The following is a 23281-nucleotide window of genomic DNA, read 5'->3' on the forward strand; positions in this document are numbered from 1 at the left end:
CGGTCGCACGTATTAAACGAATCTAAACAAGGTATCTTACTATGGGTTTTAAATGTGGCATCGTTGGCTTGCCTAATGTTGGTAAATCAACACTTTTCAATGCATTGACTAAAGCGGGTATTGAAGCCGCTAACTTTCCTTTTTGTACCATTGAACCTAATACAGGTGTGGTACCGGTGCCAGATCCTCGCCTAGACGAACTTGCTAAAATTGTTAACCCACAACGTATTCTTACAACCAGTATGGAATTTGTGGATATTGCAGGTTTAGTTAAAGGTGCATCGAAAGGTGAAGGCCTAGGCAATCAGTTTTTAGCAAATATCCGTGAAACAGATGCGATTGGCCATGTAGTTCGTTGTTTTGAAGATGAAAACGTTATTCACGTAGCGGGTACTATCGACCCTGCTGACGATATTGACGTGATCAACACCGAGCTAGTTCTTGCTGATATGGACAGTGCTGATAAAGCAATGTTCCGTAATGCAAAAAAAGCAAAAGGTGGCGATAAAGACGCTAAAGAGCAAAATGCGGTACTTGAAAAAGTAAAAGTGCATCTTGATGAAGGCTTAACTTTACGTTCTTTAGCGCTAACAAAAGAAGAAAAAGCAGCCATTGCACCTATTAACTTCTTAACTATTAAGCCAACTATGTATATTGCTAACGTGGCTGAAGACGGATTTGAAAATAACCCATTGCTAGATCGTGTCCGTGAAATAGCGGCTGCTGAAGATGCGGTTGTTGTGCCTGTGTGTGCAGCTATCGAATCTGAGCTATCTGAGCTTGACGAAGAAGACAAATTAGAGTTTATGGCTGACCTTGGTCTTGAAGAGCCAGGACTTAACCTTGTTATTCGTGGTGGCTATGAGCTACTACATTTGCAAACTTACTTTACTGCGGGTGTAAAAGAAGTACGTGCATGGACTATCCCAGTGGGTGCAACAGCGCCACAAGCAGCGGGTAAAATTCATACCGACTTTGAACGTGGCTTTATCCGCGCACAAACAATTGCTTTTGATGACTTTATTGCATTTAAAGGTGAAAGCGGTGCAAAAGAAGCAGGTAAAATGCGCCAAGAAGGGAAAGAGTACATTGTTAAAGATGGCGATGTAATGAACTTCTTGTTCAACGTATAATTAAACATTGCACCACGTTAAGTGGCTCATTGTTTTTTAAAGGCTCGTTTTTACGAGCCTTTTTATTTTTCAGCCGAATAAAAGTAATAATTAGTCTACCCTTACTATAGGCTTAGAATTCTAAGGCAAAGCCAAAATTACAATACAAAGCCCACAAAGAGTGTTAAAAAAGCAACGTTTTAATTAAAAAGTAGCCGGTTAGCCTATTTTTCCTGCAAACAAACCAACTTAAGTGTTTTTTTGCAAAAAAGGTGTTGACGAATTTGGGGCATATCAGCATAATACGCCCCGCACTCAGCGATGAAGTGCTAACAAAAAAGATGGCTAAGTAGCTCAGCTGGTTAGAGCACATCACTCATAATGATGGGGTCACAGGTTCAAATCCCGTCTTAGCCACCATTTATTTTTTTGTTGCTCAATGAAGAGTTTAAAATAACTACCTAGTGTTTAATTACACAAAGTATGCGGGAGTGGCGGAATTGGTAGACGCGCTGGATTTAGGTTCCAGTATCTTAGGATGTGAGAGTTCAAGTCTCTCCTTCCGCACCATATTCTTGATAAGAATTAAAACTATCAATTGTTATTGTTGGGATATCGCCAAGCGGTAAGGCACCAGGTTTTGATCCTGGCATTCCCAGGTTCAAATCCTGGTATCCCAGCCAACAATGGCTAAGTAGCTCAGCTGGTTAGAGCACATCACTCATAATGATGGGGTCACAGGTTCAAATCCCGTCTTAGCCACCATTTCTTTTTTAGAAGTGGCTCTGCAAGAGTTAAATTGCAACTCAATGAAGAGTTTAAAATAACTACCATTTCTTTGATTAATTCAAAGTGATAATGCGGGAGTGGCGGAATTGGTAGACGCGCTGGATTTAGGTTCCAGTATCTTAGGATGTGAGAGTTCAAGTCTCTCCTTCCGCACCATATTCTTTGATAAGAATTAAAATTATCAGCAATTTCTTAGTTGGGATATCGCCAAGCGGTAAGGCACCAGGTTTTGATCCTGGCATTCCCAGGTTCAAATCCTGGTATCCCAGCCAACTTCTTCTACCAAAGAATGTTGAATTAAGAAATACTCTGTTAGGAGTATAAACATAAATTTGTATGCGGGAGTGGCGGAATTGGTAGACGCGCTGGATTTAGGTTCCAGTATCTTAGGATGTGAGAGTTCAAGTCTCTCCTTCCGCACCACATTCTTGATAAGAATTAAAATTATCAGCAATTTCTTAGTTGGGATATCGCCAAGCGGTAAGGCACCAGGTTTTGATCCTGGCATTCCCAGGTTCAAATCCTGGTATCCCAGCCAACTTCTTCTACCAAAGAATGTGTATAAGAATAAGAACTGCGGGAGTGGCGGAATTGGTAGACGCGCTGGATTTAGGTTCCAGTATCTTAGGATGTGAGAGTTCAAGTCTCTCCTTCCGCACCATGTTCTTAATTAGAACTAAAACTCATCCAAATTTAGAGTTGGGATATCGCCAAGCGGTAAGGCACCAGGTTTTGATCCTGGCATTCCCAGGTTCAAATCCTGGTATCCCAGCCAATTTGCACACATCTTTGATTGCCCCCCACACTAACTTCAAAATCACTAATATTTTTACTTTTATAATCCAATACCACATTTTTTCAGATATAAAAAAAGACCCAAATTTGAGCCTTTTCGTCAACTAACTAAGCTCACCACTTATTGCGTATTTTAATACCCAGTTTTTTACCGGCCCTGTATTATTAGCTAACTTTAAAAATGTGCTGCGCGCCCATTTTAATGGGGCTATTTGGTTTGAGAAACCAAAGTAGCAAGCATCCATCATACTCATCATTAATAAATTAGCGTTACGACGACTACGTTCGTACTCTTTAAGCATTAGCGGGCAACCTACATCATCAGCTGTACGCAACACTTCAGCTAAGGCAGCCACATCTTGAAAGCCTAAATTAACGCCCTGTCCTGCCAGAGGATTAATGGTGTGCGCCGCATCACCCACTAAAACGAGTCGCCCTTGTGAATAATTATTAGCATGCTGCCTTGCTAGAGGAAATATAGCATGGCTTTGTACTTCAAAATCACCAGCGAGCTTGGGAAACTTTTCAATAATATGAGCTTTTAATGCGCTAGGTTGTAGGGCTTTAAATGCTTTGAGGGTATTTGCATCGTCATACCAAATTAAATTTGCATAAGGTGCTTGCATAGGTAAAAACGCAACAGGCCCTGTAGGTGTAAACTGCTGCCATGTTTTAACTTGTTGTGGTGCATCGAGCTTTATTAGCACGCCCATACAATGCTGCTGATATTGCCACCCAGTTATACCAATATTGGCTTTGCTACGTAATTGTGATTGCCCACCATCGGCTGCAATGACTAAATCAGCAGTATAGCTTTGTTCGTTATAGTGCAAGGTAATGCTATCAGGGTTTTGCTCTATTGCAGTTAAAGCCGATGAAGGATTAATCATTTCAATATTATGCTGCTCAAATTGCTGCCATAAGCTTGCTTGAATTAACTTATTCTCGATTAAATGACCTAAATGCGTGGTATTGATGGCATGGCAATCAAACAATAAATGATCGTTACCACGCTCAAAAGCTTCTAATTGCTCATAGGGAGCGAGTCTATTTTCGCGCAGCAATGGCATAGCACCAAGCTGATCAAGCAGTTTTTCCGAAAAGCGGTTAATAGCTGATACACGTATATCAACTGCATCACTACTAAGCACTAGTGATGCATCTATTGGGTGTTTTTCAATAACACGTACGGCTTTACCTTGTTGCGCTAATTTAATAGCCATAGCGGCACCAACCATGCCGCCGCCTACTACAATTACATTATTTTTAGCCATGTTTTTCATCATTTTACTTCTGACTTAACTCTACTTTGATTGTATCGTAATTAGTTTGCTCTGTGTGAGCGCTTCGCTTAATTCTCTTATTAAACCCATACTATATTGATTTCAGATCACAAACATGAAATCTATACTTGGTTTTGAGCGTGTATCCAGCTAAAATACGCGTCCTTTAAGTCGAGCAAAATTTAATAATTGCGCCACTTATACCTGTTTCTAGCACATGTTTGTGCCACTATCGAATTGAACACGAGGCTATATTTCAATGAGCAAAAAGCTGCATATTAAAACCTGGGGTTGTCAGATGAACGAATACGACTCTCAGAAAATGGCTGATCTTCTAGATGCGACCAACGGCTATCAGCTAACTGAAGAAGCTGCTGATGCTGATGTTATATTACTTAACACCTGTTCAATTCGTGAAAAAGCGCAAGAAAAAGTATTCCACCAATTAGGTCGTTGGAAGTTATTAAAAGATGACAAACCAGACCTAATTATTGGTGTTGGCGGCTGTGTAGCATCGCAAGAAGGCGATTCAATTCGTCAACGCGCGCCGTTTGTCGATGTTATTTTTGGCCCACAAACATTGCACCGTTTACCTGAAATGATCAAACAAGTGCAAGGTAACAAAGGGTCATCAGTGGTTGATATTTCATTCCCAGAGATTGAAAAATTTGACCGTCTTCCTGAGCCAAAAGCAGAAGGTCCTTCTGCGTTTGTATCAATTATGGAAGGGTGTTCTAAATACTGTACTTTTTGTGTTGTACCTTACACGCGTGGTGAAGAAGTAAGTCGCCCTGTTGATGACGTGTTATTAGAGGTTGCACAGTTAGCCGAGCAAGGCGTACGTGAAGTTAACTTACTAGGTCAAAACGTAAATGCGTACCGTGGTGATACACACGATGGTGAAATTTGCTATTTCTCAGACCTTATCCGTTTAGTAGCCGCAATTGACGGGATTGACCGTATTCGTTACACCACTTCACACCCCGTTGAGTTTACGCCTGACATAATTGATGCGTATGCCGATGTGCCTGAGCTGGTTGATCACTTACACCTTCCAGTACAAAGTGGCTCAGATCGTGTTTTAAACTTAATGAAACGCGGCCATACTGCACTTGAGTACAAATCAACTATTCGTAAGCTACGTAAAATTCGCCCTAACTTAAGTATGTCGTCAGATTTCATCATAGGTTTCCCAGGTGAAAGCAAGGCCGATTTTGAAGCGACCATGAACCTTATCAACGATATTGGTTTTGATATGAGCTTTAGCTTTATTTACAGTGCACGCCCAGGTACGCCAGCGGCCGATTTGCCAGATGACGTAACCGAGCAAGAGAAAAAAGAGCGCCTGTACTTATTACAAAACCGTATTACACAAATGGCACAGCAAATTAGCCGCCAAATGTTTGATACCGAACAACGTATTTTAGTTGAAGGTCCTTCTAAGAAGAACCCAATGGAATTACGTGGCCGAACTGAAAACAACCGTGTAGTTAACTTTGTTGCCCCACACACAGTGATCGGTCAGTTTGTCGATGTACGTATTACCGAGGCACTACCAAACTCTTTACGTGGCGATTTAATTCGTACAGAATCAGAAATGAACTTACGCCGCGAAATTGCCCCTTCTGCTATTTTAACCAAAGCAGCGAGTGAGCAGAAAACCGAGACAGCTAACGAAATTGGCGTTGCTACTTTCGTACCTTAGTTGCAAAAATTCATTGCGCCCGTTAACGCTGGCGCACTGTAATAGGAAGTAATTTTGAGTAATCAGTTAAAAACATTAGAGATTTATTTAGAACCTGCCGACAACAAACGCCTTTCTTCATTATGTGGCCCGTTTGACGAAAACATCAAACAAATTGAACGCCGTCTAGGTGTTGAAATTACTCATCGTGATAACTTTTTTAAAGTAACCGGTAAACTACACAGTAGCGCCGGCGCGGTAGAGATCTTAAAAAACCTTTATATTGATACTCAGCCTGTACGTGGGGAAATTGGCGAAATTGAGCCTGACAATGTCCATTTAGCCATCACTGAGTCTAAAGCGCTTGAGCAAGATACCTCAAGTAGCGCCTACGGCAAAGAAATGATGATTAAAACCCGTCGTGGCGTTATTAAACCGCGTAACGATAACCAAGGCTTGTATGTTGCTAATATTTTGCACCACGACATTACCTTTGGTATTGGCCCTGCGGGTACAGGTAAAACCTATCTTGCCGTTGCGGCGGCAGTTGATGCACTAGAGCGCCAAGAAATACGTCGTATATTGCTCACTCGCCCTGCGGTTGAAGCGGGTGAAAAACTTGGCTTTTTACCCGGTGATTTAAGCCAAAAAATAGACCCTTACTTACGCCCACTTTACGATGCCTTATTTGAAATGCTTGGCTTTGAGCGTGTTGAAAAGCTGATTGAAAAAAATATCATCGAAATTGCTCCACTGGCTTATATGCGCGGACGCACACTTAATGATGCGTTTATTATTTTAGATGAAAGTCAAAATACCACTACAGAGCAAATGAAAATGTTCTTAACCCGTATTGGCTTTAATTCTAAAGCGGTGATCACCGGCGACATAACCCAAGTTGATTTACCTCGTGGCGCGCGCTCTGGTCTTCGTCATGCTATTGAAGTGTTAGATGGCGTTGATGAAATTAGCTTTAACTTTTTCAAATCGCATGATGTAGTACGCCACCCTGTGGTAGCGCGTATTGTTGAAGCCTATGAGCGCAACGACGAACGTGAGCGCCTTAAGCGATTAGAAAAACAACAAGCCAAAGAAGCGCTTGCCGCTCATGAGCAACCTGCGACTAAAGAGTAATACCGTGAAAACAGAACTTGATTTACAAATAGCGTGTGAGTTTGACAACTTACCCAGCCTTGAGCAGTTTGCAATGTGGGCCGATAAAGTACTTAGCCAATACCGCGATGAGTCTGAGCTGACCATTGTCATTAGCGATGAAGCACAGTCGCAACAGCTCAATAATGACTACCGTGGTAAAAATAAGCCTACCAACGTATTATCGTTTGAATTTGAAGCGCCACCGGGTATTGATATCCCACTTGTGGGTGACTTAATTATTTGTCCAGCCATCGTTTTGGCTGAGGCGCAAGAGCAAGAAAAGTCATTTCATGACCACTTTGCCCATATGGTTATTCATGGATGCTTGCATTTACTTGGATTTGACCATATAAAGAGTGAAGATGCGTTAGAGATGGAAAGTATAGAAAAGCAATTACTTGCTGAACTAAACATAGCAGACCCATACCGGGACGATATTTAAATAAACGGAGCAATTAGACGTAATGAGCGACGATAACTCGCAATCTAGCCAGGGTTCTTCTGGCAGGACTTGGCTGGGCCGTATAACCCACATGTTGCAAGGGGAACCCCAGAATAGAGAAGAGCTGGTTGAGGTGATTGCCGATGCCCAAGAGCGGGATGTAATCGATCCTGAAACCAAAGAAATGATTGAAGGTGTGCTTGGTGTGTCTGAGCTTAAAGTGCGAGATATTATGATACCGCGCTCACAAATGGTCACTTTGGAAATTGATAGCCCGCTTGAAGAGCATATACCTATGATGGTTGACTCTACCCACTCTCGTTTTCCGGTTGTGTGTGAAGATAAAGACCATGTAGAAGGGATTTTACTCGCAAAAGACTTATTACCTCTCATTTTAAACAAAGATGAGCATTTACCATCGCTACGTGACTATTTACGTCCAGCTATGGTGGTGCCTGAAAGTAAACGGGTTGATACCCTGCTTAACGAATTTCGTCAGCAACGCTACCATATGGCGATTGTGATTGATGAATACGGCGGCGTATCTGGTTTGGTCACCATTGAAGATATTCTTGAGATCATTGTTGGCGAAATCGAAGATGAGCACGATGAAGAAGAAGAACAACAAGATATTCGTCAACTAGCTAAACATGTTTACGTTGTGCAAGCACTAACCCCTGTAGATGACTTTAACGAGCATTTTAAATCAGGCTATAGTTCGCAAGACGCCGATACTATTGGTGGTACCGTATTACATGCCTTTGGCCATATGCCGAGTCGTGGCGAAACCATTGATATAGACGGATTTCAGTTTAAAGTAACTAATTCTGATAACCGTCGTATATTACAACTGCAAGTCACCATTCCTAAGGCTGATGATAACGACAGTGAAGAAACTGCTAACTAGCCTCACCCTACTAGCAAAAGATAAAAAAGCATGGCTCGCACTGGTTGCGGGCCTTGTTTTGACTTTTAGCTACGCGCCTTTTGGTATTTGGCCAATTGTATTTTTTAGCTTGGCCGCATTATTTTATTGTATCCCTGCAAACCTCACCGGAAAAAACCACGCTAAAACGGCGGCTAAATATGGCTTTATATTTGGTCTGGGCTGGTTTGGTGCAGGCATTAGCTGGGTGCATGTATCTATTGCCACCTTTGGTGGTATGCCACTTATCGCTTCCATTTCGTTAATGGTATTGCTGTGCAGCTACCTTGCATTATTTCCTGCGTTGGCACTATGGGCAACCACTCGTTTTTCAAACGGCTCTATAAATTTTGCAGCGCTACTACTACCTTGTTTTGCGATTAGTGAGTATTTGCGAGCCAACCTATTAACCGGTTTTCCTTGGTTAAGCTTTGGCTATACACAAACCGACAGTCCACTTAATGCCCTTGCTCCTTTTATTGGTGAATTTGGACTCACGCTATTATGTATTGCCATTGGTTTTGCATTGTACTGCTTAACCCAAAAACAATATAAAGTGCCTGCTATTACCGCTGCTGTGGTTGTTTTAGCTTTCGTAGGTGCACATTTTACAAAGGCACCCCATTACTCCAATAAAGACCTTTCTGTGCTGCTTGTACAAGGTAATATAAAACAACACTTGCGCTTTGACCCCAGTGAGTTTTGGACCACCATGAGTAAGTATCAGGATATGACGCGCCGTCACTGGGATGCTGATTTAATTGTGTGGCCTGAAGCCGCAGTCCCTGAAATAGAAGCCCTCGCTGATTCATATTTAGCAGGCTTAGACAGTGCCGCCTCATTTAATAAAACCGCGCTAGTAACGGGTATTGTCGATTACCAACGCGATACAAGAACCATTTTTAATACACTTATTGTGGTCGGTAACAAAGAGCAAAATGATGAACACGGCCACTATCGTTACTTAGATAGTAACCGCTATCAAAAGCATCAGTTATTGCCTATTGGAGAATTTGTTCCTTTTGAAGACATACTCCGCCCCATAGCGCCGTTATTTGATTTGCCTATGTCGTCGTTCTCTCGCGGTGATAGAGTGCAAAATAACTTACGCGCGAATGGCTTTAATCTACTGCCCGCTATTTGCTATGAAATAGTCTTTGCCGATTTAGTGCGGGGTAACTACAAAAGCGACTCTGATTTACTATTTACCGTAAGCAACGATGCCTGGTTTGGTGATTCAATCGGCCCCCACCAGCATATGCAAATTGCCCGCATGCGCGCCCTTGAACTACAGCGCCCATTGGTACGTGTTACCAACAACGGCATAAGCGGTGCATATGACCCCATAAGCCAAACACGCCAAACTATGCCACAGTTTGAAGCTACTACTCTCAAAGCCAATATAAAGCTCATACAAGGGGATAGCGTGTATAGCCAATACGGCAATATGGTTGTGTGGGGAGTAATGGTGTTGTTGGGTATGATTGGATTTGGGGTTAGGTTTAGCAAGTGAATGGAGTTGATAGCTGTCGGTTGTCAGCTATCAGTATATAAATACAACCCCAATAATTTAGTAAGATTTAAACATCAGGGTAATTTTTTATCCATTGATCAGTACACCCTCTTTCAAGATAAATTGAGATTGTTTTCTTTAAAAGACGACTTGTCATGTCCATTAATGCAGTTGTTCCCCCAGTAATTGCATTTTTCTCATAAATATAGCGACTTTCAATAAAGGTATGTCGATATCTTTCAATCAGTATCAATGAAAGGTCGCTTGAAAATTTATGCTTAATTGAAGTTGGTAACGCATTAAATAGATACACCAAATCATGTGCATTTTCTTTTTTATTAAGAACCTTAGCGTTAAATTGATATTTTTCGTTTATTAATCCATCACTGCTTACTACTTTGCAGTTAAAGCTTTTAAGTAATATCTCCAAAGCTAATGCTGCATTAGCTATCGAAATACTAATTGAATGACTCCACATAAGCTCTGATGCCTTCAAATATAGATATGATGTTTCAATCATATGAGGAGCTAAAACCCAATCATAGCTGTCATCGTTCATAGCCTTTCCTTAAAAATAATCTAAATATTTTTATTCTTATAAAACTAGGTTTCTAGTTACTTAATAATTCTTTAATCCCATAATACCAACTAAGTGCGGCGACTGTGCCATGGGTTTCATCTTCAAAATAACGTTGATTTATAACTAAATTATCGCTCGGGTGCGCTTTTAACTTTTTAGCAAACGCTAAACCCCATTGGTAATTTGTTTTACCAATTTCGCCAAACGCTTCGACATTATTTGCAAAGGTAAAATACACATTGCCGTTAAGCTGCTTATTTATAAATTGGTTATCATTAAAATAACGATTGAGGTAGTTATTATCCCACAGATAGGTTGCATCAATAATTAAGTAATCTGTAAATAGCGCATGGTTGGTAAGCAATACATAGCTGGCAAATAAGCCACCGAAAGACTCGCCAATTAATACGCGTTTAGTTGATGTCCGGTAATTTTTATTAATGAGTGGAATAAGTTCTTTTTCAAAAAAGGCGCTGTAGTTTAAGGCGTTGCCGATATTTTCAAATCTTTCTAGGAGTTTACCGTTAAATGTCCGATCAACATTGGTTGGGGTAAAGTCACGCTCTCTTATCGCATTTTTACTATTAGGAATGGCTACTATAATTGCTTGCTGTATTTGCTGCTCTAGCCGGTCCGTACTAAGTGTCTCTACTAGCCCAGCTACGGCTTTTAGATGTGTTTGGTCACCATCGAGCAAGTAAATAACTGGATATACTTTATTAGGGTTTTCATTATAGCTTGGCGGTAAATAAACGCTAAAGCTGCGTTGCTCACCTAAAATAACAGACGTAAGCTGATGCGTTTTTGCGAACACAATATTTTCTGACGCATACGAAACCGTAATAAAATACAGATCAATAAATACAATTAATAAAGCTTTCATAACCATCCTTGTAATAAGAGCAAAGTTAACTTTTAACAGTCTCTTCTACCGTTTGCACATTTACAACTTGGTTAATACTCCCTTTAATAACCACCGTGGCTGATATTTTATCTTGAATAGCTTGTCTGTTTGGGTCCCAGTACACTTGTAAAAAGCCTAACAAGCCGGTGGCAAAACCTGCGCCGTAACCACCGTAGCGGCCAAAACAATCAAGTAAACCCAGCGGTTCACCACTTAATGCAACCACTCGGGTGTTACAGAGCTTTTTACCAGGGGTTTGACCGCGCCATAATAAAGAAAACAGTGTGAAGTACACAGTCGCCCAGCCAAAACCCAAACCTAAATCTTGAATAATACCTTTACCCCACTGCAAAATACTGTGCGTGGTTGTTTGTGCGGGCTTATCTTCTATTAACTGCGCAAGCTTTAATTCATTATTTTCACCAAACACTAATAATTGTAAAAATGCTTTTGCAAGTTGTGGGTTTTGTAAGTCGTCCATTTCGGCTAATTTGGGTACTTGCCCTATCAAATTATCAAGCGCATTTTGTTGGCAAAGTTGCTCACAGCTTTCGTCGGCTGTTTGCACTAAGTAGGCATTTACCTGCTTTTTTTCTGTGGAGGTAAGCTGAATGTCATCCTGTATTTTTAAGCCTTTAACAGTTAAGCCTTGAACAGGGTCATCGCCTTCTAAGTAATCTATGCCAATTGAAAGCACAGCAAGAGCGCTTACAAATAAAATACTTGCTGCTACTATTTTTAATATTCTTCGCCACACACTCGACATTTTAGGAAGGTATTGCTGCGCCGTTCCTTTGTAAAAAGCCATCGCAGCAACGAATGCAATAATAGTTGCACTGAGCTTTGCAGCTATGAATATTAATGCAACATCAATAATCATAGCTAATGCGCGCCGAGTCGGCGAAGCCAAAGGCAAGCCAAGTAAAGCATTATCAACCTCAAAGGCATATGGCGTGATCACTTCTCGAGTTTCGGCTTTAGATAACGCTAATTGTTCTAATTCTTGTGCTTTCATTATTATACTTGTTATTAAAATAGGTAACGCGATTAAATTACGCGCTTTTTAATTTTTGCTCAAGCGAATAAAATGGATAACGAGAGTTCACATTGAAAATAGCCGCTAGTAATAGATTAATTCTTAAAAGAGTGAACAATTAATCTATCGTATCGTATTAAATATAAAAGCTACGAGGAAGAGCTTATGACAACCAAACAACTCTCATCACTTTTCGTTTTTCACTTACTGTTTGCCACAACCGAGGCAAACGCCAATGCTCGCTGGTATGTAGTGAATGATTCGGTGATGGGTGGCATTTCTAATAGTCAGGTTTTGTATGAAAACGACAATTTAGTGTTTACAGGCAATGTATCGCTTGCAAACAATGGCGGGTTTGCTTCTATTCGAACGCTATTGGATGTACAAAGCCAAGACATCACTAAAATTATGCTACGTGTTAAGGGCGATGGTCAAACCTATCAATTACGTTTAAGAACCAATGAGTACATGGATGGTGCGGCTTATACCCGCTCGTTTAGTACCACAAAGAGCGAGTGGCTTAATATTGAGTTTTTACCTGAGGATTTTCAGCTTACTTATCGCGGCCGCTTACTTGAACAACAACCTACAATTAACTTTAAAGATGTAAGGCAGCTTGGGTTTATGATTGCAGGTAAACAGGCGGGAGAATTTAGGCTTGAGGTTGAAAAAATTGAGTTTAAAAACTAACTTTTCTGCGTACATTACAAGGTTAAATAACCTGAACTAATACAGTTAGACTTTGGTTAAATAGTAAAGTCGTCGCCTCGCCTTTTCATTTCGTTGATTACTAGCTCAATAATTTGTTGTTTTATTGCTGCCTGCTGTGACTTTACCTCACTAAGTTGCAGCTCCAATCTATTTATCTCTTCTTGTTGTTGCTCGGTTTTATACTTTTTAGCTCCCATATGCTCAGCATCCATAGTTAAGCGACTATCGTCTTCAGCTGGCCCATATTGGCTATTATCTATGGTTAAACTGCGTTGTACCGTACTCTGCTTAAGCTTATTTACTTGTTCTTGCAATGCAACCACTTGCTGGGTGAAATATTTATATGCCTTTTCTAAATTTTGATATTGCTCAGCAAATGTTGAGTTATCTTCGCTGTATTTTTGAACCTTAGCATCTAAAAACTCTGATAAAACATAGTCAGGCTCTTCCTCTGATTTATCATTAATGCGTTGCTGCTCTGATTCTATTAAAGGCTGATTGTTATAATTAGATGCTTGATATTGAATTGAGGCGGTTGAAATCTTCATTATTTTATCCCTAAAATAAATTTGTCACTATTTTAGGTATCGACTGATATTTTAAATTCTTGAGTAGGATTGACTGATAAGAGCAAATAAAAAAGCCCTACTTGATTAAAGCAGGGCTTAAAGTATTTTTTACCTTAAAATTACGACTCTATAGCCAGTAATTCCACCTCAAAAATAAGCAATGACGCAGGAGGTATACTCCCTACCCGCTTTTCACCATAGGCAAGCTGGTGCGGTATATAAAACTGAAATTTATCGCCCGGGCTCATCAGTTGCAGACCCTCAGTCCAGCCTTTTATAACTTGGTGCAAGCCAAAGCTAATCGGAGTTTTACGCTCCACTGAGCTGTCAAATACAGTGCCGTCGATTAAAGTGCCGTGATAATGCACTTTCACCATACTCGTTGGGCTAGGTGTATTTTCGCTCTGTCCTTTATGGATTATTTTATATTGCAAGCCAGACGCAGTTTCTTGAACGCCTTCTACCTTTGCATTAGCAATTAAGTAATCACTTTCAATTTGCGCGTTAGCGATTGCTTGCTGCTTGGCTTTTTTACTGTTTTTAAAAATCAAAACGCAAAAAATAGCGATAACAATCAGTAAAATAATATTGATCATAACTCCCCTTTTTCATCTTCTGAGTCGTCTTTGTCGTCGCTGTTATCGCCATTAACAATATCAGCAATGTCTTTTAATCGCGCTAATGCGATGCCATTCACTGAATCTTCTGGGTACTGCTCATCAATCATGTCACCCGCGTCAATGTCCATTAGTAAGTTTAGCGCTTGGTCAACTGTTTCAACGGCGAAAATATTAAATTTACCCAGTTCAACCGCATTCAGTATTTCATCATCAAGTACTAAGTTAACTTGGTTTGATTTTGGAATAATAACGCCTTGCTCGCCCGTTAAGCCACGCATTTTACATAGCTTAAAGAAGCCTTCTATTTTTTCATTTACGCCACCGATTGCCTGCACATCACCATGCTGATTAATAGAACCGGTTAGTGCAATAGATTGGCTTATTGGTAAACTGGTGATCGCCGAAATTAGCGCACAAAGTTCAGCAAGAGAGGCGCTATCACCATCTATATAGCCATAGCTTTGTTCAATGGCGATATTCGCACTGAGTGTTAAGCTAAAGTGCTGCGCGTATTTGTTACCTAAATAACCAGTAAGCAACATTACCCCTTTTGAGTGAATTGCCTTACCCAGCTCTGCTTCGCGTTCCACATCAATAACGCCATCGGCGCCCGCATAAACGGTAGCGGTAATACGTGCAGGTGTACCAAACGAAGTATCACCAATGTGCAGAACTGTTAAACCATTTACTTTACCTACGGCTTGCCCGTCGGTTGCAATTAAGGTATGCCCTTCTTTTATATCGCTGAGCATATTTTCACTAATTTGCCCCGTACGGTATTGTTTGCCTTCAATCGCTTCGTCAATATGGCGAGCATCAATCACCGTCAGCTTATCTTGCTTAGCGTAAAAACTGGCCTCAGCCACAAGCTCTAGTACATCAGCAAAACGGGCTGAGAGTTTATTATGGTGCTCAGCTTGGCGATAACTAAACTTAAGCAATCGCACCATTGCTGATTCGTTTAACGTGCACTTTAATGTTTGCTCGCAGTAATCGCTTACTTTAGTAATAAACTGATACTGCAGCTTATCGCTGCTTGGTAAGTAATAATCAAAATCGGCAAGTACTCTAAATAACTCGGCAAATTCTTCGTCGTATTCACCGATGGTGTAATAGAGTTCACGTGAGCCGAGTAAAATAATTTTCACATCAAGCGGTATTAACTGCGGGCGAAGCGTAAAGCTACTGCCAACTACACTGTCTTGATAAGGTAAGTCATTTTTTATTTGATGCGTTTTTAGCGACAGCTTTAGCCCATCCCACACTTGGGGTTGAGCCATTACTTTTTCAGCATCCATAATTAAATAGCCGCCATTCGCGCGGTGCAATGCACCTGGTTGAATTGATCGATAGCTGGTAATTAACGACCCTTGCGATGTGGCATATTCAATTTTGCCAAAAATATTACCAAAAGTGGGGTTCGGCTCGTAAACAACCGGTGCCGCATCGCCTTCTTTATATTCGACCAAAATATTAGGCGCAAAAAAGTCGGTAAGCATGCCTTTACGATCAAAGTCTTCTTTGTTTTCTTCGCTTTCACCTTCATCATCAAGCCATTCAAGGACGGCATCAATAATTTCTACACGTATATCTTTTAAATAACGCAGTACACCAATATGGCTGGCATATTTATGTTCTAAATCTTTTAATAACGGTTTAGTGGCTTGCTCAGCAGTAGACTTTTTAAGGTTGCGGAGCTTTTCTTTCGACTCGCGTTTCCAGCGCGGTAACTCAATAAGCGCCTCAATGAGGGCATCTTCTAATTTTTCTATACGCTCAAAAAACATCTCGCGTAAGTCATCTTCAAGATCAGAAAACTCATTATCGGTAAGTTGTTTACCATCAATCAGCGGTGCAAAGCCGACCACGCCTTTTTCTTCAATTAGTGCCACACTTTGTTCAAGTGCTGCTATTTCTACTGCGGTAATTGCGCCGTCGTAAGCATCGTTAAATTCACGATCTATCGATTTTTTCTTGCGCTGATAGGCTGGGTTATCAAATGCAGCAGGAAAAGTGTCGAGCACTTCATCAATAAATGAGTCAATATCATCGGCTAATTGTTTGCTTTGCCCTGCATGCATAAATAACGCAATAGGCTCACGGTGATCATCGTAGTTATTAACATATAACCATTCATGCGGTGTTGTGCGCTCTTTAGCGTGTTGTTTTAATTTGTCTTTTACTAGAGTAAAACGCCCGTGTGCCGCCTCTCCCATTACATAAACATTATAACCGGGTAGGTCCATTCCTAAAGAAAAGTCCAATGCACTTTGCGCACGTTGTTGGCCTATAAAGGTAAGTTGCTCAGGGTATGGATTACTCATGCAAGTGTTTACATGGCTCGATGAAATACTCGGTGCAAGATTTGATACGGGTAGTGGCAGCAATTTTTTCGTCATTCTAACTTCTTTTTTTACCAGCATATTCGCTAGATTTTGGACGTATTGAGTGGCTATATAAGCCACTCAATATTCATATTTAAGGTTGTAAAGCCTGGCGGCTAAAATAGATGCTATCACACTGTGTACACGGAATAATTTGCGTTGCATGATAAACATCGTAACTATGGTTGCAATTCTTACATACTAATGTGCCCATGGCTATCCATTCACCTGCGTGATAAACACCATTATGCTTAAAATCTTCACTTAATGACTGCCATTCAAGCTGTGTTTTGTCTTCAATATGAGAAAGCTCAAACCACAATGACTCTTTAAGCTCCTGCCATGCAAGCGAATTATAGTAGTTGTTATTTTCTTGTAGATGAGAAATGTCACGCATTAGGTAATTTCGATAAAGATAATATTTTTCTTCACCTAAATCTTTAAGTGCCTGCTCGGATTCAATAAATCGCTTTACTGCTGCTTTAACTTCATGCTCTTTTACATCTTTTAACCAATCGGTTAAATCGCTTAGCCATGCTCTGTAATCTGCCATTTTTTACTCCTTCAAAATTGTGAGGGGACTGATATTTATACGGCGCTATTAGCTGTTGATAAAAACAACACCATACAGGCTTTGTTTAGGGTCTGTTGACCTTTTAAGGTTAAATTTGCAGCAGTCTGTTTGGTATTTAGGCAAGGCAGAGCCTATGTGGTGTGGTTATTCCCCATAAATAGGCGATAACGCAGCATCAATGCCAAACAGGCGCTGCCCGAAGGGTTCTGCCTAGGGGTGATTTACTCTTTGTTGCTCGGTTTTTACTTAGCCCACTAGGTTACAAACCTCGCGTCGCGATTAAATCGCCCCTAGTTTGAACAAATTGTAATCCACAAAGATCAACAGACCCTAGCTTAAACCTCAAATACTTGCGTGTAAACTCAACTAAAAAGATTAACAAACGCTAAGTTAAAACTGACTCCTAACATAGATAAGTATAGGTTAACCTGCACTGAAAACTAATTTAGCGGCAAATTTGTAAAAAGCGCCGCTTTGGCGCTGTGAATAACGCTTTATTTGGGGTATCCTATCGACAATTTTTTATTAGTATGCAAGAAGTTTGGAAACGTAAATGCAAGAGCAATATAACCCACAAGACATAGAGTCAAAAGTCCAACGCTACTGGGAAGAAAACCAAGTATTTAAAGTCACAGAAGACGAGAGCAAAGAAAAGTACTACTGCCTCTCAATGTTTCCTTACCCAAGTGGTCGACTGCATATGGGTCATGTGCGTAACTACACCATTGGTGACGTGGTTTCTCGCTTTCAGCGCTTGCAAGGCAAAAACGTAATGCAACCTATGGGTTGGGATGCGTTTGGTTTACCTGCAGAAAACGCGGCTATTAAAAATAAAACAGCCCCTGCAAAGTGGACTTACGAAAATATTGATTACATGCGTAACCAGCTTAAGCAATTAGGGTTTGGCTACGACTGGGATCGCGAAATTGCGACATGCCACCCAGAATATTATAAATGGGAACAATGGTTCTTCACTAAGCTTTACGAAAAAGGCCTAGTGTACAAAAAAATGTCAACGGTTAACTGGGATCCTGTGGATCAAACAGTATTAGCTAACGAACAAGTAATTGATGGTCGTGGTTGGCGTTCAGGTGCGGTAGTAGAACAAAAAGAAATTCCACAGTGGTTTATAAAAATTACCGACTATGCTCAAGAGCTATTAGACGACTTAGACAAACTAGAAGATTGGCCTGAGCAAGTTAAAACTATGCAGCGCAACTGGATTGGTCGCTCTGAAGGGTTAGATATCGAGTTTACGCGTACCGACAATAACGAAAAATTTAGTGTATACACCACTCGTCCAGATACGTTTATGGGCGTGACATACCTAGCCGTTGCCGGTGGCCACCCAATCGCGCAAGAAGCAGCTAAAAACAACGACGCGATCGCGATGTTTGTTGAAGAGTGTAAAAACACTAAAGTTGCCGAAGCGGATATGGCAACCATGGAGAAAAAAGGCATTGCAACAGGCTTTTACGCCACGCATCCATTAACGGGCGAGCAAGTGCCTATTTGGGTTGCAAACTTTGTATTGATGCATTACGGCTCAGGTGCGGTAATGGCAGTACCTGCGCACGACCAACGTGACTTTGAATTTGCAACAGCTTACGGCCTAGATATTAAACAAGTTATTGCGCCAGTTGAAGGCTCTGAGCTTGAAGTAAACCTAGCACAAGAAGCATTCACCGAAAAAGGGGAATTAGTAAACTCAGGTGAATTTGATGGCCTTGATTTTGAAAACGCCTTTAACGCTGTTGCCGACAAACTAGAAGCATTAGGTGTAGGTGAGCGTAAAGTAAACTTCCGTCTTCGCGATTGGGGTGTTAGCCGTCAGCGTTATTGGGGTTCGCCAATTCCAATGCTGAGTGATGAAAACGGCAACGAACTTGCTGCCACTGAAGATATGCTACCGGTGCGTTTACCAGAAGATGTGGTAATGAATGGTGTTACCTCACCAATTAAAGCCGATCCAGAATGGGCTAAAGCGACTGTAAACGGTGTACCTGCCACTCATGAAACTGATACTTTTGATACCTTTATGGAGTCATCATGGTATTACGCTCGCTACTGTAGCCCGCGCCATGACGAGGGTATGTTAGACCCAGCAGCCGCTAACTACTGGTTACCAGTAAACCAATACATTGGTGGTATTGAGCACGCAATTTTACATTTATTATACTCGCGCTTTTTCCATAAATTATTACGTGACTTTGGTTTAGTAAATTCAGATGAGCCGTTTGACCGCTTACTTTGTCAGGGTATGGTACTTGCCGAAACGTTTTATCGTAAAGATGAAAAAGGCGGCGATGTATGGATTTCGCCAAGTGATGTAAATACCGAAACCGACGATAAAGGCCGTGTAACCAAGGCATGGCACAAAGAAGATGGTGAACCTGTATTCTCATCTGGCATGAGTAAAATGTCTAAGTCTAAAAACAACGGTATAGACCCACAAGAAGTAATTGCCCAATATGGTGCAGATACCGTGCGTTTATTCATGATGTTTACTGCACCACCGGAGCAAACACTTGAATGGTCAGACTCAGGGGTTGAAGGCGCACACCGCTTCTTAAAGCGTGTATGGAAATACGCGGTAGATGTTAAAACGGTTGGCTTCCAAGCACTTGATAAATCGTCGCTTACTAACCCACAAAAAGTACTTCGCCGTGAGCTACATAAAGCCATTGCAAAAGTGAGCGATGATGTTGAACGTCGTCAAACATTCAACACTGCGATTGCCGCAATCATGGAGCTGTCTAATAAGTTATTAAAAGCGCCATTAAACGACACTCAAGATGTTGCCATTGCTAACGAGGCATTAGAAGCATTACTTATTATGCTAGCACCAATAACACCGCATTTATCGCATCAGTTATGGCAAGAGCTAGGTAAAGAAGGTGATATTTTAGATGCAACATGGCCAAAAGTTGACGAATCTGCCCTAGTTGAAGATGAAAAACTAATCATCATACAAGTAAACGGTAAATTACGTGCAAAACTAACGGTTGCAGCTGATGCAACGCAAGAGCAAGTAGAAGCACTCGCGTTTGCAGAATCTAACGTCACTAAATTTACTGATGGTGCAACAATCCGCAAGGTAATTTATGTACCAGGTAAATTGCTTAACGTGGTAGCTAACTAATATGGCTACTTTAAATGCCATTAAAAACGGACTAGCCTTAGTGCTAGTCTGTTTTTTGTTATCGAGCTGTGGCTTTCATCTTAAAAAAGCATCAAGCCTACCCGATGATTTAAAACAGCTAACGCTTGTGGGGGATGATCAAAAATCTGCTTTATTTAGCTATTTGCAAAGCGAACTGGCTATGAGCGATGTCACTTTAGTGCCTGCAAGTAAACAATCAGCGCAGCTTTATTTATTTAAAGAACAACTAGAGCGTCAAACCTTATCGTTGTTCCAAAACGGACAAGTAGCTGAGTACGAACTGGCATACAGCGTAAGTTATGTAGTAAAACGCCCGAAACAAAAAGCCATCGAAAAACGCTTTGAGTTATACCGTAACTACCAAGACGATCCAGATAACGCACTAGCAAAAGCAAAAGAGCTTGAGCTGCTAATTAGCGAAATTCGCCAACAAGCGAGTCGTCGTATTGTTAGAGAGTTGTCACAACTATAATGCGTTGTTATGCAAATCAGCTACCGAGTGAATTAAAAAAAGGCTTAAAACCTTTTTATTTGGTTTTTGGCGAAGAGCCTTTTCAAGAAGCGCAATGTGTACAGCTCATTCGCGACACGGCAAAGGCACAAGGATTTGATGAAGTAATTAAATTCACTTTAGCTCAGGGCTTTGATTGGCAAGAAATAATCGCGCAATACCAAAGTATGTCGTTGTTTAGCGCGCGCACTATTATTGAGCTTGATTTAAACCAGCAAAAACCGGGGACACCCGGCGCAAACACCTTTAAAAAAATAGTAGAGCTTGAAAACCCTGATACGATCTTAATCGTAAAAGGCGCTAAGGCCAGTCAAGATGTTCAGCGCGGCGCGTGGTTTAAAGCACTTGATAAGCATGGGTTATTTGTCCCCTGCTACCCACTTAGCGGAAATCACTTAAAGCGTTGGCTTGATGAGCAGTGCCAACGCTTGTCACTAAATATTCAAAACGAGGCCAAACTCAGTTTAATTAATGCCACTGAAGGCAACTTACTTGCATGTTACCAAGAGCTTGAAAAACTAGCATTAATACACGGTGACGCTCTGATCACGCAACAGCTGGTGATGCAAGGACTACTAAACCAAGCTAAGTTTGATATTTTTGATTTAAGTGATGCGCTTTTAAACGGCCACACCGCTCAGGCTATAAAAGTACTTAACAAACTTGCCAGTGATAACACTGAGGTTGTGAGTATCTTATGGGCCATCAATAAAGACCTTAATACATTATTGAGTGTGCAGCAGGGATTATTGCAAGGTGAGTCATTAGCAACCTTATTTAAACAAAAAGCGATTTGGAAAAATCAACAAGCGCCAGTACAAACAGCCATTAACAGGCTAAACATTCATACCCTAGAGAATATTAGCAGTGAACTGGCATTGTTTGATGCAAGTTACAAGCAAGGCGCATTGATTGCCCCTTACCAAGCATTGGCGCATATTTGCATTAAGTTCTGCCAACCGCTCGATATTCCACTTCCCTGCCATAGTAACCGTCAGTAAAGGGAAATACATGATTGCAATTTTTGGTGGTACTTTTGATCCCGTTCATTTGGGACACCTTAATATGGCGCAGCAATGCGTTGCGACCTTTAAATTACACTCACTCTATTTTATGCCCTGTGCAATACCCGCACACAAAGCGGCACCGGGGATCAGCACCGAGCATCGTATAGCAATGCTTAAAGCCGCAATTACACCTTATGCGCCGTTCAAACTTGATTTACGAGAACTGCAACGCAGCGGCCCGTCGTATTCTTTATTAAGTTTGCAAGAGCTAAGAGCAGAAAACCCCGATACCCCTATTTTATTTTTAATTGGCATGGACTCATTCAACAATTTCGATAAATGGTATCAATGGCAAACAATAACTCGCCTTTGTCATCTGGTGGTGTATCAACGCCCTGGCCAAATTTGTGATACACAGGGTGAACTTAAATGCTATCAACATAACGCTGTTACCACTGATATTGCCTTGCTGCAAAAAACAAATGCCGGACACCTTTACTTTTTAGAGGGGGAACAGCTGGATGCCGCATCCAGCGAGATCCGTCAAGCCCTTAAAAAAAGTACTAAAAAGAGTGAACTATTACCCGACGCCGTGAGTCACTATATTAAGCAGCACCAGCTTTATCAAGAGTGATTGGTATAAACCCCTCAGCGTGTTAAAATAACCGCTATTAAATTTTAAATTGAGACAAAACCTTGGATTCGAAACAACTACTCGCTTTTGCACTAGACAAAATTGACGATATGAAAGCACGTGATGTGATTCAACTTGACGTAACTGGCAGCTCAGACGTAACCGATTACATGATTGTATGTTCAGGCACATCAAGACGTCATGTATTGTCAATTGCTGATAACTTAGCAAAAGAAGCTCGCCACGCTGGTGAAGAGCCATTAGGGTATGAAGGCCAAAGCGATGGTGAATGGGCACTCGTTGATTTAGGTGATGTGATTGTTCACGTTATGCAAGATCAAGCACGTAGCTATTACGATCTAGAAAAGCTTTGGGGCTAATTGCTCCCTATTTTAGACAACGCTTGGAAGTAACGTCGTGAAAATACAAATGATTGCTGTTGGTACAAAAATGCCAGCATGGGTAGAGACAGGTTTTGCAGAGTATCAACGCCGCTTTCCCAAAGATATGGCATTGGAACTCATTGAGATCCCTGCTGGTAAACGCGGAAAAAATGCCGATATAAAGCGTATTTTGCACATTGAAGGTGAAAAAACCTTAGCCGCCATACCTAAAGGCAATCGTATTGTCACACTAGAAGTAACCGGTAAAGCACTGGATACTCATCAACTAGCGAAAAACATGGAAAAGTGGCAACTAGATGGTCGCGATGTCAGTTTATTAATTGGCGGACCTGAAGGCTTAGCCCCAGAGTGTATTGCTGCCTCTGAGCAAAAATGGTCGTTATCAAATTTAACGCTCCCACACCCTTTAGTACGCATTATTGTTGCTGAAAGCCTCTACAGAGGCTGGAGCTTAAATAACAACCATCCTTATCATCGCGAGTAGTT

General features: G+C 41.1%; 21 protein-coding genes and 10 tRNA genes. 23 read left to right on the forward strand and 8 right to left on the reverse strand.

Going from position 1 to position 23281, the window contains the following annotated elements:
* Positions 1-41: 41 nt before the first annotated feature.
* From ychF to PTET_RS10235, 11 genes are all read left to right on the forward strand, one after another.
* On the forward strand, positions 42-1133 hold the full coding sequence (ychF, locus tag PTET_RS10185; protein ID WP_008467970.1) for a redox-regulated ATPase YchF: 1092 nt from the start codon (positions 42-44) through the stop codon (positions 1131-1133).
* Positions 1134-1455: 322 nt separating this feature from the next.
* Positions 1456-1532, forward strand: a tRNA-Met gene (locus PTET_RS10190).
* 65 nt (positions 1533-1597) lie between these two features.
* Positions 1598-1682 (forward strand) — tRNA-Leu (locus PTET_RS10195).
* Between the two features lie 38 nt (positions 1683-1720).
* Positions 1721-1795: transfer RNA gene (locus tag PTET_RS10200), tRNA-Gln, on the forward strand.
* A 5-nt stretch (positions 1796-1800) separates the two neighbouring features.
* A tRNA-Met gene (locus tag PTET_RS10205) sits at positions 1801-1877 on the forward strand.
* Between the two features lie 95 nt (positions 1878-1972).
* Positions 1973-2057: transfer RNA gene (locus PTET_RS10210), tRNA-Leu, on the forward strand.
* 41 nt (positions 2058-2098) lie between these two features.
* Positions 2099-2173, forward strand: a tRNA-Gln gene (locus tag PTET_RS10215).
* A gap of 66 nt (positions 2174-2239) precedes the next feature.
* Positions 2240-2324 (forward strand) — tRNA-Leu (locus tag PTET_RS10220).
* A 40-nt stretch (positions 2325-2364) separates the two neighbouring features.
* A tRNA-Gln gene (locus PTET_RS10225) sits at positions 2365-2439 on the forward strand.
* 38 nt (positions 2440-2477) lie between these two features.
* A tRNA-Leu gene (locus PTET_RS10230) sits at positions 2478-2562 on the forward strand.
* A 39-nt stretch (positions 2563-2601) separates the two neighbouring features.
* Positions 2602-2676, forward strand: a tRNA-Gln gene (locus PTET_RS10235).
* A 124-nt stretch (positions 2677-2800) separates the two neighbouring features.
* Here the strand turns inward: PTET_RS10235 and PTET_RS10240 are convergent.
* Complete coding sequence (locus PTET_RS10240; RefSeq protein WP_036953941.1) at positions 2801-3982, reverse strand: FAD-dependent monooxygenase; 1182 nt, start codon at positions 3980-3982, stop codon at positions 2801-2803.
* Positions 3983-4238: 256 nt separating this feature from the next.
* On the opposite strand from PTET_RS10240, the gene miaB reads away from it, so the two are divergent.
* From miaB to lnt, 5 genes are read left to right on the forward strand one after another with little or no spacing between them, the layout of a single operon-like run.
* Positions 4239-5684, forward strand: a complete 1446-nt coding sequence (miaB, locus tag PTET_RS10245; protein ID WP_096038579.1) for a tRNA (N6-isopentenyl adenosine(37)-C2)-methylthiotransferase MiaB — start codon at positions 4239-4241, stop codon at positions 5682-5684.
* A gap of 54 nt (positions 5685-5738) precedes the next feature.
* Positions 5739-6797 carry a PhoH family protein gene (locus PTET_RS10250; protein WP_096038580.1) on the forward strand — a complete coding sequence of 353 codons (1059 nt, stop codon included), beginning with the start codon at positions 5739-5741 and terminating at the stop codon, positions 6795-6797.
* Positions 6798-6801: 4 nt separating this feature from the next.
* A complete protein-coding gene (gene ybeY / locus PTET_RS10255) occupies positions 6802-7260 on the forward strand; it encodes an rRNA maturation RNase YbeY (RefSeq protein ID WP_008115159.1) in 459 nt (152 codons plus the stop codon).
* A 22-nt stretch (positions 7261-7282) separates the two neighbouring features.
* On the forward strand, positions 7283-8167 hold the full coding sequence (gene corC, locus PTET_RS10260) for a CNNM family magnesium/cobalt transport protein CorC (RefSeq protein ID WP_013465334.1): 885 nt from the start codon (positions 7283-7285) through the stop codon (positions 8165-8167).
* Positions 8148-9698, forward strand: coding sequence for an apolipoprotein N-acyltransferase (gene lnt, locus PTET_RS10265; protein WP_174818643.1), 1551 nt, complete (start codon positions 8148-8150; stop codon positions 9696-9698). The genes corC and lnt overlap by 20 nt, the downstream gene beginning before the upstream one ends.
* 67 nt (positions 9699-9765) lie before the next feature.
* Here the strand turns inward: lnt and PTET_RS10270 are convergent, their stop codons facing one another.
* From PTET_RS10270 to PTET_RS10280, 3 genes are read right to left on the reverse strand one after another with little or no spacing between them, the layout of a single operon-like run.
* Positions 9766-10257 carry a hypothetical protein gene (locus tag PTET_RS10270; RefSeq protein ID WP_096038582.1) on the reverse strand — a complete coding sequence of 164 codons (492 nt, stop codon included), beginning with the start codon at positions 10255-10257 and terminating at the stop codon, positions 9766-9768.
* A 52-nt stretch (positions 10258-10309) separates the two neighbouring features.
* Positions 10310-11161, reverse strand: a complete 852-nt coding sequence (locus PTET_RS10275; RefSeq protein WP_096038583.1) for an alpha/beta hydrolase — start codon at positions 11159-11161, stop codon at positions 10310-10312.
* 25 nt (positions 11162-11186) lie between these two features.
* Complete coding sequence (locus tag PTET_RS10280; RefSeq protein WP_024601597.1) at positions 11187-12197, reverse strand: RDD family protein; 1011 nt, start codon at positions 12195-12197, stop codon at positions 11187-11189.
* A gap of 186 nt (positions 12198-12383) precedes the next feature.
* Here PTET_RS10280 and PTET_RS10285 point away from each other — a divergent pair, with 186 nt between their 5' ends.
* Positions 12384-12908 (forward strand): CIA30 family protein, encoded by a 525-nt coding sequence (locus PTET_RS10285; protein ID WP_036953930.1) that lies wholly within the window; start codon positions 12384-12386, stop codon positions 12906-12908.
* A gap of 56 nt (positions 12909-12964) precedes the next feature.
* On the opposite strand, the gene PTET_RS10290 is transcribed toward PTET_RS10285, so the two are convergent.
* The 4 genes from PTET_RS10290 to PTET_RS10305 all read right to left on the reverse strand — a co-directional run bounded on the left by PTET_RS10290 (position 12965) and on the right by PTET_RS10305 (position 17055).
* Positions 12965-13477: a hypothetical protein gene (locus PTET_RS10290; protein ID WP_096038584.1), complete on the reverse strand. Its 513-nt coding sequence runs from the start codon at positions 13475-13477 to the stop codon at positions 12965-12967.
* 140 nt (positions 13478-13617) lie between these two features.
* A complete protein-coding gene (locus tag PTET_RS10295) occupies positions 13618-14094 on the reverse strand; it encodes an FKBP-type peptidyl-prolyl cis-trans isomerase (protein WP_096038585.1) in 477 nt (158 codons plus the stop codon).
* Positions 14091-16517: a Lon protease family protein gene (locus PTET_RS10300; protein ID WP_008467997.1), complete on the reverse strand. Its 2427-nt coding sequence runs from the start codon at positions 16515-16517 to the stop codon at positions 14091-14093. Before PTET_RS10300 ends, PTET_RS10295 begins: the two co-directional genes overlap by 4 nt.
* A gap of 79 nt (positions 16518-16596) precedes the next feature.
* Positions 16597-17055 carry a zinc ribbon-containing protein gene (locus PTET_RS10305; RefSeq protein ID WP_090494284.1) on the reverse strand — a complete coding sequence of 153 codons (459 nt, stop codon included), beginning with the start codon at positions 17053-17055 and terminating at the stop codon, positions 16597-16599.
* A gap of 574 nt (positions 17056-17629) precedes the next feature.
* Between PTET_RS10305 and leuS the strand changes: the two genes are divergently transcribed.
* The 6 genes from leuS (at position 17630) to rlmH (ending at position 23279) form a co-directional block, all read left to right on the forward strand.
* The gene (gene leuS, locus PTET_RS10310) at positions 17630-20218 is read left to right on the forward strand and encodes a leucine--tRNA ligase (protein ID WP_096038586.1); all 2589 of its coding nucleotides are present in this window, start codon (positions 17630-17632) and stop codon (positions 20216-20218) included.
* Between the two features lies 1 nt (position 20219).
* A complete protein-coding gene (locus PTET_RS10315; RefSeq protein WP_096038587.1) occupies positions 20220-20711 on the forward strand; it encodes an LPS-assembly lipoprotein LptE in 492 nt (163 codons plus the stop codon).
* The gene (gene holA / locus PTET_RS10320) at positions 20711-21751 is read left to right on the forward strand and encodes a DNA polymerase III subunit delta (RefSeq protein ID WP_028834087.1); all 1041 of its coding nucleotides are present in this window, start codon (positions 20711-20713) and stop codon (positions 21749-21751) included. The genes PTET_RS10315 and holA overlap by 1 nt, the downstream gene beginning before the upstream one ends.
* Before the next feature lie 10 nt (positions 21752-21761).
* On the forward strand, positions 21762-22391 hold the full coding sequence (gene nadD / locus PTET_RS10325) for a nicotinate-nucleotide adenylyltransferase (protein ID WP_013465347.1): 630 nt from the start codon (positions 21762-21764) through the stop codon (positions 22389-22391).
* A gap of 62 nt (positions 22392-22453) precedes the next feature.
* Complete coding sequence (gene rsfS / locus PTET_RS10330; RefSeq protein ID WP_013465348.1) at positions 22454-22771, forward strand: ribosome silencing factor; 318 nt, start codon at positions 22454-22456, stop codon at positions 22769-22771.
* 37 nt (positions 22772-22808) lie between these two features.
* Positions 22809-23279: a 23S rRNA (pseudouridine(1915)-N(3))-methyltransferase RlmH gene (rlmH, locus tag PTET_RS10335; RefSeq protein ID WP_002958522.1), complete on the forward strand. Its 471-nt coding sequence runs from the start codon at positions 22809-22811 to the stop codon at positions 23277-23279.
* Positions 23280-23281: the final 2 nt, after the last annotated feature.

Source organism: Pseudoalteromonas tetraodonis (genome assembly GCF_002310835.1).
Classification (GTDB): domain Bacteria; phylum Pseudomonadota; class Gammaproteobacteria; order Enterobacterales; family Alteromonadaceae; genus Pseudoalteromonas; species Pseudoalteromonas tetraodonis.